Here is a 15,738-nt window from a genome sequence, read left to right on the forward strand (position 1 = left end):
CCTTTAGCCGGCATCGAGAGCTGCGGAAATAGCTCAGTGGTAGAGCACCACCTTGCCAAGGTGGGGGTCGCGGGTTCGAACCCCGTTTTCCGCTTTCGTGCCACAATATACGCCGGGGTGGCGGAACTGGCAGACGCACAGGACTTAAAATCCTGCGGTGAGTGATCACCGTACCGGTTCGATTCCGGTCCTCGGCATTGCATACATTGCGCCCATAGCTCAACTGGATAGAGTGTTTGACTACGGATCAAAAGGTTAGGGGTTCGACTCCTCTTGGGCGCGTAGTCTTTTTACTGCATTAAGACTAATTTTATTATCGGGAAGTAGCTCAGCTTGGTAGAGCACTTGGTTTGGGACCAAGGGGTCGCAGGTTCGAATCCTGTCTTCCCGATTTTGCTTTATTTATTTTTTACTTTACGGTATACTAAGGATAAGATTGATTAATTAAATATTATGCGCCCATAGCTCAACTGGATAGAGTGTTTGACTACGGATCAAAAGGTTAGGGGTTCGACTCCTCTTGGGCGCGTTAGAACGAAATCATAATGGTTTCGTTTTTTTATTTATCTAAGTTTTGTTTATCTTGAGCACCTGTTTCTTTGATTATTGGCTAAAATTGGGTATAATTAAGGTCAGTATTAGTCAAGGGAGGAATGAAGCATGGCTCATCATAATACTTCCGATTTGATTGAAGCCTATTTGAAAAAAATACTTGAAGATAGTGAAATAATCGAGATCAGAAGAGCTGAAATGGCAGATCTTTTTAATTGTGTTCCCTCTCAGATCAACTATGTCATCAATACCCGCTTTACAATTCAACGAGGATACGCGGTGGAAAGTAAACGTGGTGGTGGCGGTTATATCCGCATCGAAAAAGTAAAGATTTCAGATAAACATCATTTTTTGGAACAGGTCAATCAATTATTTGAAAAAAAACTCAGTGAAAAGGACGCATTCGCAATTATTCAGAAGCTTTATGAAGAAGCAGTTTTAACGAGAAATGAGGGGAATTTGCTTTTAGCAGCGGTGGCAAAGAGTACGCTGGCAGATTTTCCAGATGAAGCCGCGATTCGTGCGGGGATATTGCATGCGGTCTTGGAACGATTAAGCTATGAAGATAGGAAGTGATTTTCCATGGATGAATTATTTACAGAACGGGCAAAAGCGGTTTTGACTATTGCTCAAGAAGAAGCAAAAACATTCAAACATCAATCTGTTGGTTCAGAGCATTTGTTGCTGGCATTGGTCATGGAACAAAATGGGATCGCAGGCAAAACATTGCGGGAGCTACATGCAGATGAAACGGATATTCGTGAAGAAATCGAACATTTGACCGGATATGGAACTGTCAAAAATTATCCGGAAGGGGTTTATCTTCCTTATTCGCCACGGGCAAAACAAATTTTTGCTTATGCGGGGGATGAAGCGAAGCGCTTAGGAGCACCCCAAATTGGTACGGAACATTTGCTGTTGGGCTTATTACGGGATGAAGAGATTTTAGCATCTCGAATCATGTCAAATCTTGGATTAAGTTTGCCTAAAATGCGGCAGCTATTAAAACAAAAATTAGGATTAAATGATGTCAAGATGCAAGCGGGAAATCGTCGTCGGCAAACCAAGGCACCGCAAAGCCAAGGAACACCAACGTTGGATAATTTGGCACGGGATTTAACCAAATTGGCACGGGAAAATCGATTGGATCCAGTGGTTGGCCGCGCTAAGGAAGTGAAGCGACTGATCCAAATTTTGAGTCGGCGGACAAAAAACAATCCGGTCCTTGTTGGGGAGCCGGGAGTTGGTAAGACAGCGATTGCGGAAGGTTTAGCGCAACGAATCATTAAAGGGGAAGTTCCTGAGGATATGCAGGATAAGCGTTTAATGATGTTGGATATGGGTGCGTTGGTCGCCGGTACAAAATACCGTGGAGAATTTGAAGACCGTATGAAAAAAGTGATCGACGAAATCTATCAAGACGGTCAGATTATTTTGTTTATCGATGAATTGCATACGTTGATTGGTGCGGGGGGAGCAGAAGGAGCTATCGATGCTTCTAATATTTTGAAACCTGCATTAGCTCGAGGGGAATTGCAAACGATTGGTGCCACTACTTTGGATGAATACCAAAAATACATTGAAAAAGATTCGGCATTGGAACGGCGTTTTGCCCGGGTTCAAGTTGATGAACCAACACCGGAAGAAGCGGAAGAAATTCTGAAGGGGCTGCGTCCACGCTATGAAAAGCATCACGGTGTAGAAATTTCGGATGATGCGTTGCATGCGGCAGTTCAACTTTCCGTTCGGTATATCAATTCACGGCAGCTGCCGGATAAGGCGATTGACTTGATGGATGAATCTTCGGCAAAAGTGCGTTTGGATAAGGCAGACGAGCCTTCTGAACTGGCAAATTTGCGGGAAGAAATCGCGAAATTGATGCGGGACAAAGAAGCGGCTATTCAAAAGCAGGATTTTGAAACGGCGGCTCGCTTACGGACACGGGAGAAAAAAGTCGGGCAACGGTTGGCTGAACTTTCTTTTGCTGAAACAAAAGGTGCTTCCGGTTTTGCAGATCGAGTGACGGCGGAGGATGTTGCGACAGTAGTTTCCCAATGGACCGGTGTTCCTTTGCAACAGATGGAGAAAAAAGAAAGCGAACGTTTGTTGGAATTGGAAGCTATTCTGCATCAACGGGTAGTTGGTCAGGATGAAGCGGTCAAGGCGGTGGCGCGGGCAATTCGTCGGGCCCGCAGTGGGTTGAAAGATCCGGATCGTCCAATCGGCTCCTTCATGTTCTTAGGCCCAACCGGTGTCGGTAAAACGGAATTGGCGAAAGCGTTGGCTGAAGCGATGTTTGGCAGCGAAGATGCACTGATTCGAGTGGATATGTCCGAGTACATGGAAAAATACAGCACCAGTCGATTGATTGGTTCACCTCCAGGTTATGTGGGCTATGAAGAAGGCGGACAACTGACGGAAAAAATCCGTTCAAAACCTTATTCGGTCATTTTACTGGATGAAGTGGAAAAGGCACATCCAGATGTCTTCAATATTTTGCTGCAGGTTTTGGATGATGGACATTTGACGGATTCAAAAGGACGAAAAGTTGATTTCCGTAATACGATTTTGATTATGACATCGAATATTGGTGCTACACAAATTCGTGAGGAAAAAAGTGTTGGCTTCAATGTGACAGATATCAGCAAAGATTATCGTGCCATGCAAAAGCGGATCTTAGAAGAATTGAAAAAAGCATTTCGTCCGGAATTTCTGAATCGGATCGATGAAACGGTGGTTTTCCGTTCTTTGGGAGAAACAGAGATTCATGAAATCGTGAAAATCATGAGCAAGGCAGTGGTTAAACGATTGGACGAGCAGGAAGTCCATTTGAAAATCACGCCGGCAGCCATTGACGTAATCGGCAAAGCGGGATTTGATCCAGAATATGGTGCTCGACCTATTCGACGAGCATTACAAAAAGAAGTGGAAGACCGTTTGAGTGAAGCGTTATTGTCAGGAGCCATCCATCTAGGGGATCATGTGACAATTGGTGCAAAAAAAGGCAAAATCACGTTGACAGTCAAGGAACCAAAAACAGTCAAAAAACTACAAAACGTTTAATGAAAAAGGTCTATCATTTCGATGGTAGGCTTTTTTTGCTGAAAAAAATCGTTAAACCTTCCTTTCCTATCTTTGTCTATTGGAAAGTGGAAAATCCTGTGATACTATTATTTGAGCTATAGTCCCACTTGTATTTTGTGGAATAAGCAAGGAGGTACATGATGAGTGAATTAATTGCAACTGTCGATTCCCTGGAGCAAGCGCAGGCGTTGTTGGCAGTTGGTGTCGATACGATTGTTTTTGGAGAAGAACAATTCGGGTTGCGGCTGCCCCATTCTTTTAGTCGTGAAGAACAAAAAACGTTGGTTCAATTGGCCCATGAGGCGGGGAAAAAAGCCTCAGTTGCTGTCAATGGAATCATGCATCCGGAAAAAATGACACTGATTCCAGAATATTTGGCTTTTTTAGCAGAGATTCAAGCAGATCAGATTCTGGTGGGAGATCCCGGGGTTGTTTACGTGCTAAAAAAACATCCGGAATGGCAGCTTCCCTATATCTATGACGGAGAAACACTGGTAACCAGTGCCCGTCAAATCAATTTCTGGGGAAAAAAGGGAGCAATCGGTGCGGTATTGGCACGGGAAGTTCCTTTTGGTGAAATGCAGATTATGGGTAAAGAGTTGCAGATTCCGGCGGAGGTTTTGGTGTATGGTCCAACCTGTATCCATCAATCCAAACGACCGTTACTGCAAAATTATTATAACTATACTCAGCAAACAGAAGAAACGGATCGTAGTCGAGGGTTGTTTTTATCTGAACCTAAGAAGCCAGAAACGCATTATTCTATTTATGAAGATAGCCACGGGACCCACGTGTTCGCCACGAATGATGTGGATTTGATGAAGGAATTGGGAGAATTGGCTACCGAGAATTTTTCTACTTGGAAATTGGATGGTCTTTTTTGTCCCGGTGAAGCTTTTGTGGCGATTGCGAAGGCTTTCCAACAAGCTCGGCAAGCGATTGATGCTGGGACATGGTCCTTGGAACTGGCAGAAAAACTGAATCAGCAGGTGATTCAGCAGCATCCGCAGCTGCGGGGCTTGGATACCGGTTTTTACTATATTGATCCAGATGAGATTAAATAAGAAGGTGGATACACATGAAACAACCATTAAAGCGTCCTGAGGTATTAGCACCGGCAGGAACGTTAGAAAAATTAAAAACAGCGATCCGTTACGGAGCCGATGCCGTTTATATTGGCGGAAATGCTTACGGATTGCGCAGTCGGGCAGGGAATTTCAGCTACGAGGAAATGGCAGAAGGCGTGGCATTTGCCAAAGCTCATCAGGCAAAGGTCTATGTAGCAGCAAACATGGTCACTCATGAAGGCAATCAAGAAGGCGCCGGAGATTTTTTCCGAGAATTACGGGACGTCGGCATTTCAGCAGTAATCGTTTCTGATCCGGCATTGATTGAAATTTGTGCCACAGAAGCTCCGGGACTACCGATTCATTTATCCACCCAAGCTTCAGCTACAAATTTTGAAACATTGGAATTTTGGAAAGAAGAAGGTTTGGAACGGGTGGTATTAGCGCGGGAAGTGTCGATGGCAGAAGTTGCTGCGATCCGGGAGAATACGGATATCGAGATTGAAGCGTTTATTCATGGGGCAATGTGCATTTCTTATTCCGGCCGTTGTACGTTATCGAATCACATGTCGATGCGTGACGCCAATCGTGGGGGCTGTTCACAATCCTGCCGCTGGAAATATGATTTATTCGATTTACCATTTGGAACGGAACAACACCAAAGTCTAACGGATAAAGGTGCTGTTAATGAAGAATTTTCCATGAGTGCAGTTGATATGTCCATGATTGAACATATTCCCGATTTAATTCAAAATGGGGTGGATAGTTTTAAAATCGAAGGGCGCATGAAGTCCATCCACTATGTTTCAACCGTAGCGAATGTGTACAAAGCAGCTGTGGATAGCTATATGGAAGATCCGGAAAATTATGTCTGCAAGCAAGAATGGATCGATGAATTGTGGAAAGTGGCACAACGAGAATTAGCCACCGGGTTTTATTATGGGACACCTACCGAAAATGAACAATTATTCGGGGCACGGCGGAAAATTCCGCAATATAAATTTATCGGTGAAGTACTGGCTTATGATGAAGCAACCAAGCTGGCAACGATTCGCCAACGTAATCATTTTTCAGTCGCCGATGAGATTGAATTTTACGGTCCTGGGTTCCAACATTTTGACCAAACCATTACTGAAATGTGGAACGAAGAAGGAGAAATGATTGATCGTGCACCCAATCCAATGATGGTGGTAACGATGCCGGTGGTTCAACCGGTGACGCCTGGGGATATGATTCGAAAACGAAAATAGAACTAAAAGAGGGTGACCCCGAGTGGTGCCCTCTTTCATTAAATGGAGGAAAAACAGATGAAGCACTATGATTATATCGTTGTTGGCGGCGGCAGCGGCGGGATCGCTTCGGCTAATCGTGCCGGGATGTATGGCAAAAAAGTTTTATTGATTGAAGGTAATCAGTTGGGAGGAACCTGTGTCAATGTAGGGTGTGTTCCCAAAAAAGTGATGTGGCAAGCCAGTGAAATGATCGAGATGATTCAACGAGATGCTGGAAGCTATGGTATTGATGCAACAATCACCAACTTTGATTTTGCTGAATTAGTGGCTCGGCGGGAAAAATATATTGCCTTCCTGCACAAAGCCTACCAAAGAGGACTGGACAGCAATCAGGTAGAGGTGATTCGGGGATATGGCAAGTTTATCGATAATCATACGATTGCAGTTGGAGAAGAACAATTCACCGCTCCCCATATTTTGATCGCAACTGGCGGACATCCTGGAGAATTGAGAATTCCTGGTGGTGAGTATGTCAAAAGCTCCAACGATTTTTTTCAATTGACGGAAAAACCAAAAAGAATGATCGTGTTAGGGGCTGGGTACATTGCCGTGGAATTTGCCGGCATGGTGCGACAATTCGGCGTAGAGGTCGCTTGGGCCTATCGAAATGAACGACCATTGCGGGCCTTTGATGACATGCTGAGTGATAATTTGGTGGAGATGTATAAAGAAGCCGGGATTGAAGTGTATCCTCAATACGTCGCCTCTCGGATTGAAAAACAGGGGAACGAGTATACCGTTCATTTTGAAAACGGCTCTTCGCTGACAGCAGATTATGTCTTATTTGCCGGGGGACGCTTGCCGAATACCCAGCAGATTGGTTTGGAAAATACAACGGTGCAAGTAGATGAACGAGGTTTTGTTCAGGTGGATCGCTACCAAAATACGACGGCTGAAGGAGTCTATGCTGTTGGAGATGTTATTGGCAAAATTGATTTGACACCAGTTGCCATCGCTGCCGGACGCCGCTTATCGGAACGTTTATTCAATGGCAAGGATCTTTATTTGGATTATAATCTGATTCCTACGGTGATCTTTACCCATCCGCCGATTGCTACAATCGGACTTTCAGAGGCAAAAGCGATCGCCGAATATGGGGAAGAACAAATCAAGGTATATCGTTCTCGTTTTACACCGATGTATTTTGCACTAAATGACTACCGGCAAAAATGCGAACTGAAACTGGTTTGTTTAGGAAAAGAAGAAAAAATCATTGGGCTGCATGGAATCGGGATCGGGGTGGATGAAATGCTGCAGGGCTTTGCAGTTGCTATCAAAATGGGGGCCACCAAAGCGGATTTCGATAATACCGTTGCCATCCATCCGACCGGTGCAGAAGAATTTGTGACGATGCGATAAATTAGTTTGAGAAATTTTTATGAAAAAACGACACCATATAAAAAAGCCAAAGACTGTCCCTTTTTGACAGACAATCTTTGGCTTTTTTATATTTAGTGAACGCTTATTTTTACTTATCCTCCATCGAAGATACTGAAAAGACTAAATGGGGCATAGTCACTCCGCGATAATGTTTTACAAACGTGTCCTTCACCTTCATGCCATTTCTAATCGCTACTTGTTGGGAAGCGAAATTGGTATCTCTGATTATCGAAAATACTTCATTGGCTTTTAACGTTTGAAAAGCGTACTCTTTGCAGGCTTTTGCTGCTTCTGTTGCATAGCCGTTACCCCAGAATTCTTTTTTCAATAAGTACCCGATCTCAAGAACCTGTCGATCTTTATATTCTTGCAGGGTGAGGCCACATTGCCCAATCATTTCATTGGTATCTTTTAAAACCAGTGCCCATAGTCCAAATCCATTGCGGTGGTACCGTGCCTTCTGATTATCCAGCCACTGTTGTACTTCTTCGTCTGAAAAAGGTCCTTCGTAGGCATACATCACAGCTTTATCCTGTAGTATTTTAGAAAGATCCAGATAGTCATCTTGATTCATTTCTCGTAATAATACTCTTGTGGTTTCGATTTTCATTCTTTTCTCCTAACCTTTTTGACGTTTACTAATCAAGGGCAAATTCATTGTAATAGTGCCTATTCGCTTAACTATAATCAACGTAGACAGTAGGTTGCACCAGTAAAAAAAGCAATCCGCCAGAAAAATCTATCAGATTCTCCCGGTTGGTTGCTTTTTGAATTTAATTGGTTCGTTTCAAGATAATCTTGGTGATTTCTTCAAGGGTTTCTTTGGTTTTTTGTGGCGTATCCGGTAATTGACGAATGCTTTTTAGGGCTTTGTTGGTATATTTTTCAGCTAATTGCTGGGCTTTGGTTACGCCTTGGAAGTGTTGTACGTAGCGATAGACCTCTTGAGTATCCTCGTCGGTCATGTCGGAGCGTTTTTCCAGCAAAGGGGTGAGTTGTTGCCGTCCTTTTTGCAATGCATAGAGCAGCGGTAGGGAGTAAACCCCTTGCCGAACATCTTCAAGAACGGGTTTGCCGATTTGGGCTTCCGGTTGGCTATAATCCAAAATATCATCGATGATTTGAAAAGCTAAACCGATATTCAGACCAATAGCTGCTGCGCTTTTAGCAAATTTTTCACTTGTGCCGCTTTCAAAGGCACCAACTGAACAGCTTAATGCGAACAATTCAGCTGTTTTACCGGAAATATTTTCAATGTACTGGTCAATGGTCATATCCAAAGAATAGCGATCGTCCATTTGTCCTAATTCGCCAGTTAAAATTTTATCCATACTGCGGGAATTAATTTGCAGACTGCGCATAGAACCGGCATAATCAGCCATTAATTTAAAACAGCAGACGAAGAGATAATCGCCGGCATAGACTGCCACATCGTTACCGAAGCTAGCTGCAATCGTTGGCAGGTTGCGGCGAAGGTCTGCTTGATCGACGATATCATCATGGATCAAGGTGGCGTTGTGGAGCATCTCGATTGATGCTGCTAATGCGATGGCTTTTTTTCGATCCTGTTCAGGACCAAATTGGGCAAAAAGCAGTTGATACGCCGGTCGCAACAATTTGCCACCAGAGTGGATCATGGCTAAAATCGCTTGTTCCACGGGTTTATTTTTTAATTTGACCGCAGTTTCCATCAATTGCAGCGTGTCGGTCAATTCGTTTCGTAAAGTTGGGTAATCGTTCCAAATGGGATGAAGTTTCATGGTGACTCCTTTTCAAAAGCTACTGCCAATATTGCTTGGTTTCACGTTCACGTTCTGTTTGAAATTTGCGCAGGGTTTGCACACGATGCAGTAAAAAGTTGGCGGCGATCCCGATGGCGATTCCGGATAAAATCCCGAAAAAAGACAGGATCGGCAGATAAAGCAGCACGCTCCAGGATTGCGCAATCCAAGAAGCGGTCACTAGTTGTCCTACGTTGTGCATAAAACCGCCAGTGGCACTGATGCCGATAATGCTGACACGTTTGGGTCCTAAAGCCTTAACCAAAAGCATGCCAAAATAACTCAGCAAAGCACCGCTCATACTATAAAGAAAGGTTGAAATCGTGCCGCCTAACAGGGTTGTCAAAATCAACCGCAACCAGACCAGCAAAAAGCTGTCTTTTTTCGGCAGGGTAAACAGGGCGATGATGGTGATTAGATTTGCCAGTCCCAATTTTGCTCCCGGCGCAAAGGCGAAGGGGTATGGAATCATGTTTTCCACCAGACCGATGACTACTCCTTGTGCAACCAGCAAGGAGATAAAAATAAGTTTTTGCAAACGACTCATACTTGGTGACGATTTGCTCAATAGATCAGATCGTCAGCGTCACCTCCTGCGGCTTTGATTTCAATCACTAATTTATGAGGGAGACAAACGATGGTTTCCCCGTTTTCTGATGCCCAGCCTCGGCGAACACAGATTTGATCGCCGCAATTGGCATCTTTGATTCGAATCTGTTTGCCTTTGACTTCGATCAGATTGTAATCTCCATCGGCATCTTCATAGCGATACGTATAATTTTTTCCTTCTGTAAGGCGAAATGTTTTCTTTTCTACCCCGTCGATCCGTAGCACGGCTTCAGTCGTTGCACTGGGCTGTCGTTGATTGCCAAAAATCAGAAGGGGTGTAAATGAGGCGATGATCAAAAGGAGGATGATAATGATATCCCAAGGTTTCAAACGGCTGTTTTGAATAAATTCTTTTGCTTTCACAAGGCCGCTCCTTTCTACATTGACCTTCTTATTTTAGCATAGGTCAAAAGAAAGTCCTAGGTTCTTCAACCTAGGACACGTTATTGGTTTTATTTTTCTCCATATAAGGATCGCGGCGTTCCGTACCACCACTTGCCTAAGGTACGTTGCAACCATGGAATTACCCAACGGTCTAAACCGACTGCACGGCCTGAACCGTTCATCAAGGCAAAGGCTACTGGGATAAACCAGATATTAATCCAATAGAACATCCCTGACATACAGAAGGTAGCCACTAAAATGATTGTTGTTGCACTGGACAACCAAGTGAATAAACCAGCCATCAATGCTAATGCTAATGCAATTTCAAAGAAGACCATGAATTTTTGGAAGAACATTGCCACATCATTGTTCGGCATGATGAATTGCATGATTTTTGTGAACCAGCCTGGTGATTTTTCAATCACGACCATTGGATCTTCTCCATAGGCATAGCTCAAACCAAAGTGGGCAGCATGGGCTGCGGCTTCACCGCCACTTGCTGCTGCGCCAGAAGCAGCGTCAGCTGAACTTGAAACAGTAGCAGAAGCACCACCGACCGCATCAGCGACAGTAGAAGCAACGGTACTAGAACCGGTAGCGGAAGCACCACCGACTGCATCAGCACTGGAAGCAGTGGTTGCGGCAGCTTCTTTGGCATATTCCCACGTCCAAGGGAACACACTGTTGCCGGTGAACCATGAACCTTCACCAAACCAAGTGCTAGGTTTCAAAACTTCGCCGTTACCGACGATTTTTTTGAAGGCTTCAATGAACCAAACTAATCCGTAGAAAATTCGTAAAGGTACACTCCAAAGAACATTGCCGTAGCGAGAAGAATGTCCCCGTGCCACATTGCGGTCGTCTTTGATGTGGAAAAATTCGTGCATCAAGTATTGGAACATATAGTAACCGGAACGAATGTCAAAGAAATATTTCAAATTGACGATGTGTTTCATGATGATCGCCATAAAACCGCTCAAATGAATTTTACCGAATAATTCGGCAACGCCCCATTTTGATCCGACAGAAACCATAAAGCCTTGATAATTACTCTTGAATTTATGTTTTTCATTGTCGCCTTTTACTTGCGAAACAACATTGGCTGCGGCACAGTGTCCAGTTTGTTCTGCCGCTTGTACGATTTGTGGTGTTGGTGTATTTGGGTGTTCTTCATAATAAACCAAGTCACCGATGATGTAGATATTTTTGTCTTCATAGCCTTTTGCCTGCATGTATTCGTTGGCTACCAGGCGGTTACCGCGGGCAGCTTCCAAACCAAAATCGGCTGCGTCGGTGGTTCCTTTGACGCCGGCGGTCCAAATCAAGGTGTAGGTTGGGATCGTGGACCCATCTTTTAACTTGATATGGTCGTGGTCAACTTCCACGATTGGTGAGTTAAGTACCAATTCGACATTTTTTTTCTTCATAAAGCGTTCTGCTTTTGCCGCATCGTTACGGTTCAGCATATTTAAGATCGTCGGCATTGCTTCCACGACTTTCAACGTGAATTCGCTTGGATCTAATTTGTAGTCTGCTGCTAAGCGGTCTTTCCAATCAACTAGTTCGCCGATCATTTCGATTCCGGTAAAACCAGAACCGCAGACAACAAAGGTCAGCATCGCTTTGCGTTTGGCTGCATCAGGTTCCAATGCGGCTTTGGCAACGGTTGTTTCGATGTGTTCACGAATCCGAATCGAATCTTCAAAAGACCACAATGTGAAACCATGCTCTTTTACCCCAGGTGTTCCGAAATCGTTTGGTTCGCCACCCATACCAATTACTAAATAATCAAATGGATAAGCGCCTGTTTTTGTTTGAACAACTTTTTGTTCCTTGTCGATTCCCGTTACAGTGTCTGTAACCAGCTTCACGTTTTTCTTCCGTGAGAAGAGATGTTGCAAATCGTATTGGATCGCAGTTGGTTCAACACGTCCTCCTGCAACTTCGTGAAGCTCTGTCATCATCGTATGATAAGAATGCCGATCAATTAACGTAATTTCGACATCATTGTCTTTTTTCAGCTTTTTCGCCATAAATTTGGTAGCTGAAACCCCAGCATAACCAGCACCGACAACGACAATATTTTTCTTTGCCATTGGTAATCCGCTCCTTAAAAATAAATAAGATTTGATAATTATTACACAATCTATTACATTATATAGACATTTTTCCCATTTGTCTAACTCATTTCAGAAAAAAGGCCAGTATTTTCAAGCATTTCTGCTGAACATCAACTAGACCATTTTTCCTATAAAGAAAACGGTTGACTTATTATTTTTATAATTTAAAATAAAAGGTGTAGCACAACACAGGAATTTGTGAAAAAAAGTATAAAGGAAAAGGGGAACAAAAAATGAAGTCAAGAAAGTTTATGGCAGGGGTTACAGTATTAGCATTTTCTGCACTATTATTGGGGGCATGCGGTGCAGACAACGCAAGTGATGATTCTTCCGCATCATCAACGACATCACAAGCAGCAAGCTCAACGACTGAAGCATCATCTGCAACTGCTGAATCCGAAGCACCAAAAGTAATTGCCGGAGAAGCAATGCAAGATGGTACTTATACTCTGAAAGAAAAAAATGACAAAAACGGCTACCACGTAGAATTTTCTATTACTGTAGCAGACGGCAAAATTACTGAATCAAACTACGATAACGTAAACGCTGACGGCAAATCAAAGACAGAGGATGCCGAATACAATAAATCCATGAAAGAAAAAGCTGGGATTGCTCCAGAAGAATTTATTCCTAAATTCAACGAAGAATTAGTTGCAGCTCAAAGCCCATCTTCAATGGAAGTTGTTTCAGGCGCAACACATTCTTTTGATTCTTTCCAAAACTATGCGCAACAATTGATCCAAGCTGCACAAGCTGGTAAAACCGATGTGATCGAAATCGATAACGGTGCCGACTTGAAAGACGGTACGTACACATTGAAAGAAAAGAATGACAAAAATGGTTACCACGTAGAATTTGCCATTACTGTTGCCGGTGGTAAAGTAACTGAATCAAATTACGACAATGTGAATGCAGACGGCAAATCTAAAAAAGATGACGCAGAATACGAAGCAAACATGAAAGATAAAAGCGGCATCGGACCAAAAGAATATATCGAACAATTCAACAAAGACTTTGTAGCAGCAATGAACGAAGAAGAAGCATCACCAGCAAACATGGATGTAGTAACTGGGGCAACCCACAGCTTCCATTCTTTCGTTATCTACGCACAACAATTGTTGAACGCAGCTGAAAAAGGCGACACAGCAGTTATCGAAGTAGACAATTTTGTAACGGAATAAACCGTTGCTTGAAACGAGTCCCGGTCCTTGTGATTGGGCTCTTTTTTTTGCTGTTTCTTAGGAAACAATCAGTATTTTTCTCATTTTGAATGGAAAGCTTTCGCAACTATGAGGATTTTTTCACAGAATGAGGGAATATTTTGGCGAGAGACTTTTCAATTTCCTAAAAAGAAGCTATCATAAGGAAGTTAAAAACACAGAGTCGAAAAGGGGAAAGACATGAAGAAACAGCTTGGTTTATTTGCAGCCGTTTTGCTGATGCTGCTGGTGGTTTTAGGTGCCTGTGGCAAAAAAGAAGAACCGAAACTATTGGAAGAACCTTACTATCAGGAAAAATTTTTACTAGGAACTTATACACGTATCCGAATTTACGATGAAGGCAAAGAAGAGGCGTTGAAACCCGCTTTTGCTCGAATCAAAGAATTAGGAGATAAGATTACCATCAATCAAAAAGGCTCAGAGATTGACGAGTTGAATGCTCAGGCCGGAATCAAACCCGTTAAAGTTTCCAAAGATATTTATTACCTATTAAAGGAAGCCTACGATTATACGGAGGAAACAGATGAGGCCTTCAACATGGCGATTGGTGCTGTTACGCAATTGTGGCGAATCGGTTTTGATGATGCCCGCAAACCAGCCCAATCAGAAATCGATGAAGCCTTGAAACACATTGATTATCGAAAAATCCAATTTGATGATCAGAAACAAACGGTCTTTTTGGAAGAAAAAGGCGTGATCGTGGACCTTGGTGCGATCGCCAAAGGCTACATCACCGATGAGGTCGTTAAGGTGTTGGAAAAAAATGGCGTGACTTCGGCTATCGTGGACTTAGGTGGAAATGTGTTTGTTATGGGCCATAGCCCACGTGGGGACAACACTCCTTGGAATATCGGTATCCAAGATCCGAACCAAGCGCGAGGGTCAATTGTCGGCAGCATCAAAGAAAAAGATAAAACGGTCGTGACTTCCGGTATTTATGAACGCTATTTGGAAGTAGACGGCAAGACCTACCATCATATTTTCAACTCCAAAACCGGTTATCCCTATGACAATGATATTGCCGGGGTCTCCATCATTACCGACAAGTCGATTGACGGAGACGGGTTGTCAACCTCCGTCTTTGCGATGGGTGTAAAAAAAGGATTGGAATTCATCGAAGCAATGGAAGATGGAACCAATGCCGTGTTCATTACAAAAGACGATCAGGTATACGTGACCAAAGGCATCCAGAATAATTTTGTGTTAGACAAAGATTCGGGATACACCATGGGAAACCGTAGTGACTTGAAGTAGGAGGCGAAACAATGTCGCTAAAAGTATTTTTAGAGGTCGTTGAAATCAAAACCAAAATCGCCAGCGTATTTCCCTTTCTGATGGGGGTATTGTTCTCCATCAGTTATTTTCATGGGTTTCATTTTCTCAATACACTGCTCTTTTTTATCGGAATGCTGATTTTTGATTTGACGACCACTGCTATCAATAATTATATGGATTTTGAAAAAGCCAAATCAGAAGAATACAAGTACCAGCAAAATGTGATTGGACGGGAAAATGTCGCGCCTAAACTGGTACAGCGGATGATTTTAGGTATGTTGGTCTTCGTGCTGCTGATTGGGATTATTTTAACGATTCGTACCGGCTGGCTGTTGCTGGTCATGGGCTTTGTCTGCTGCTTTATCGGCGTCTTCTACACCTTTGGTCCGATTCCCTTATCGCGGATGCCGCTGGGGGAAGTTTTCAGTGGTGTAACGATGGGATTGGGCATTTTTGCAATGGTGGTCTACGTCAATACGGTCAGTCCGCAGGTTTTTTATCTTGATCTGCAACTAAAGGCGGGAACGTTTGCTTTGACCGGGAACTTTTGGCAAGTTGCCGCTTTGGTGTGGGCTTCTCTGCCATTGATCTTTACCATTGCCAATATCATGTTGGCAAACAATCTGCGGGATTTGGAAACAGACATCAAAAACCACCGCTACACGCTGGTTTACTATATCGGACGGGAACACGGTATTAAGTTGTTTTCTTTGCTGATGTTGAGCTGTTACGCCGTTTTAATTGTCGGCGTTTTCTTGCGAGTATTTGAATGGCCAGTTCTGATTGCGTTGGGAACCTTTCCCAAAGTGCGTCAGCATCTACGGGCACACCGAAAAGAGCTGCCCCAGCCCCACAGCTTTGTTTATTCTTTGAAAAATATGGTACTGTTCAACAGTGCGTATGCCATCGGACTTTTATTGACGATTCTTTGGCAACAGTTGAGCTAAATGAAAAGACCCCTATTTCGTGAAGAT

General features: G+C 43.4%; 13 protein-coding genes and 5 tRNA genes. 13 read left to right on the plus strand and 5 right to left on the minus strand.

Going from position 1 to position 15,738, the window contains the following annotated elements; all coding sequences use genetic code 11:
- Nucleotides 1–22: 22 nt before the first annotated feature.
- The 10 genes from BAU16_RS08410 to gor all read left to right on the plus strand — a co-directional run bounded on the left by BAU16_RS08410 (nucleotide 23) and on the right by gor (nucleotide 7,354).
- Nucleotides 23–94, plus strand: a tRNA-Gly gene (locus tag BAU16_RS08410).
- A gap of 17 nt (nucleotides 95–111) precedes the next feature.
- A tRNA-Leu gene (locus BAU16_RS08415) sits at nucleotides 112–197 on the plus strand.
- 11 nt (nucleotides 198–208) lie between these two features.
- Nucleotides 209–282, plus strand: a tRNA-Arg gene (locus BAU16_RS08420).
- Nucleotides 283–317: 35 nt separating this feature from the next.
- A tRNA-Pro gene (locus BAU16_RS08425) sits at nucleotides 318–391 on the plus strand.
- 64 nt (nucleotides 392–455) lie between these two features.
- A tRNA-Arg gene (locus BAU16_RS08430) sits at nucleotides 456–529 on the plus strand.
- 131 nt (nucleotides 530–660) lie between these two features.
- Complete coding sequence (locus BAU16_RS08435) at nucleotides 661–1,128, plus strand: CtsR family transcriptional regulator (RefSeq protein ID WP_048603164.1); 468 nt, start codon at nucleotides 661–663, stop codon at nucleotides 1,126–1,128.
- A 6-nt stretch (nucleotides 1,129–1,134) separates the two neighbouring features.
- Entirely contained in the window at nucleotides 1,135–3,615 is a 2,481-nt protein-coding gene (locus BAU16_RS08440; protein WP_048603165.1) for an ATP-dependent Clp protease ATP-binding subunit, read from the plus strand.
- A 161-nt stretch (nucleotides 3,616–3,776) separates the two neighbouring features.
- Nucleotides 3,777–4,700: a peptidase U32 family protein gene (locus BAU16_RS08445; RefSeq protein ID WP_048603166.1), complete on the plus strand. Its 924-nt coding sequence runs from the start codon at nucleotides 3,777–3,779 to the stop codon at nucleotides 4,698–4,700.
- A 14-nt stretch (nucleotides 4,701–4,714) separates the two neighbouring features.
- Complete coding sequence (locus tag BAU16_RS08450; protein WP_048603167.1) at nucleotides 4,715–5,953, plus strand: peptidase U32 family protein; 1,239 nt, start codon at nucleotides 4,715–4,717, stop codon at nucleotides 5,951–5,953.
- Nucleotides 5,954–6,010: 57 nt separating this feature from the next.
- A complete protein-coding gene (gene gor / locus BAU16_RS08455; protein WP_161526940.1) occupies nucleotides 6,011–7,354 on the plus strand; it encodes a glutathione-disulfide reductase in 1,344 nt (447 codons plus the stop codon).
- 109 nt (nucleotides 7,355–7,463) lie between these two features.
- Here gor and BAU16_RS08460 read toward each other — a convergent pair whose 3' ends face one another.
- From BAU16_RS08460 to BAU16_RS08480, 5 genes are all read right to left on the minus strand, one after another.
- Entirely contained in the window at nucleotides 7,464–7,985 is a 522-nt protein-coding gene (locus tag BAU16_RS08460; protein WP_161526941.1) for a GNAT family N-acetyltransferase, read from the minus strand.
- 163 nt (nucleotides 7,986–8,148) lie between these two features.
- Nucleotides 8,149–9,135 carry a polyprenyl synthetase family protein gene (locus BAU16_RS08465; protein ID WP_048603170.1) on the minus strand — a complete coding sequence of 329 codons (987 nt, stop codon included), beginning with the start codon at nucleotides 9,133–9,135 and terminating at the stop codon, nucleotides 8,149–8,151.
- 19 nt (nucleotides 9,136–9,154) lie between these two features.
- The gene (locus BAU16_RS08470) at nucleotides 9,155–9,703 is read right to left on the minus strand and encodes a Gx transporter family protein (protein WP_048603386.1); all 549 of its coding nucleotides are present in this window, start codon (nucleotides 9,701–9,703) and stop codon (nucleotides 9,155–9,157) included.
- Between the two features lie 17 nt (nucleotides 9,704–9,720).
- A complete protein-coding gene (locus BAU16_RS08475; RefSeq protein WP_048603171.1) occupies nucleotides 9,721–10,128 on the minus strand; it encodes a NusG domain II-containing protein in 408 nt (135 codons plus the stop codon).
- An 89-nt stretch (nucleotides 10,129–10,217) separates the two neighbouring features.
- A complete protein-coding gene (locus BAU16_RS08480; RefSeq protein ID WP_048603172.1) occupies nucleotides 10,218–12,245 on the minus strand; it encodes an NAD(P)/FAD-dependent oxidoreductase in 2,028 nt (675 codons plus the stop codon).
- Nucleotides 12,246–12,502: 257 nt separating this feature from the next.
- Here BAU16_RS08480 and pplA point away from each other — a divergent pair, with 257 nt between their 5' ends.
- The 3 genes from pplA (at nucleotide 12,503) to menA (ending at nucleotide 15,711) form a co-directional block, all read left to right on the plus strand.
- Nucleotides 12,503–13,450, plus strand: a complete 948-nt coding sequence (pplA, locus tag BAU16_RS08485) for an extracellular electron transfer flavoprotein PplA (RefSeq protein WP_137604965.1) — start codon at nucleotides 12,503–12,505, stop codon at nucleotides 13,448–13,450.
- A 219-nt stretch (nucleotides 13,451–13,669) separates the two neighbouring features.
- Nucleotides 13,670–14,743 carry an FAD:protein FMN transferase gene (locus BAU16_RS08490; RefSeq protein ID WP_161526942.1) on the plus strand — a complete coding sequence of 358 codons (1,074 nt, stop codon included), beginning with the start codon at nucleotides 13,670–13,672 and terminating at the stop codon, nucleotides 14,741–14,743.
- A gap of 11 nt (nucleotides 14,744–14,754) precedes the next feature.
- The gene (gene menA, locus BAU16_RS08495) at nucleotides 14,755–15,711 is read left to right on the plus strand and encodes a 1,4-dihydroxy-2-naphthoate polyprenyltransferase (protein ID WP_161526943.1); all 957 of its coding nucleotides are present in this window, start codon (nucleotides 14,755–14,757) and stop codon (nucleotides 15,709–15,711) included.
- Nucleotides 15,712–15,738: the final 27 nt, after the last annotated feature.

This window comes from Enterococcus sp. JM9B (assembly GCF_009933265.1).
GTDB classification, from domain to species: Bacteria; Bacillota; Bacilli; order Lactobacillales; family Enterococcaceae; genus Enterococcus_C; species Enterococcus_C songbeiensis.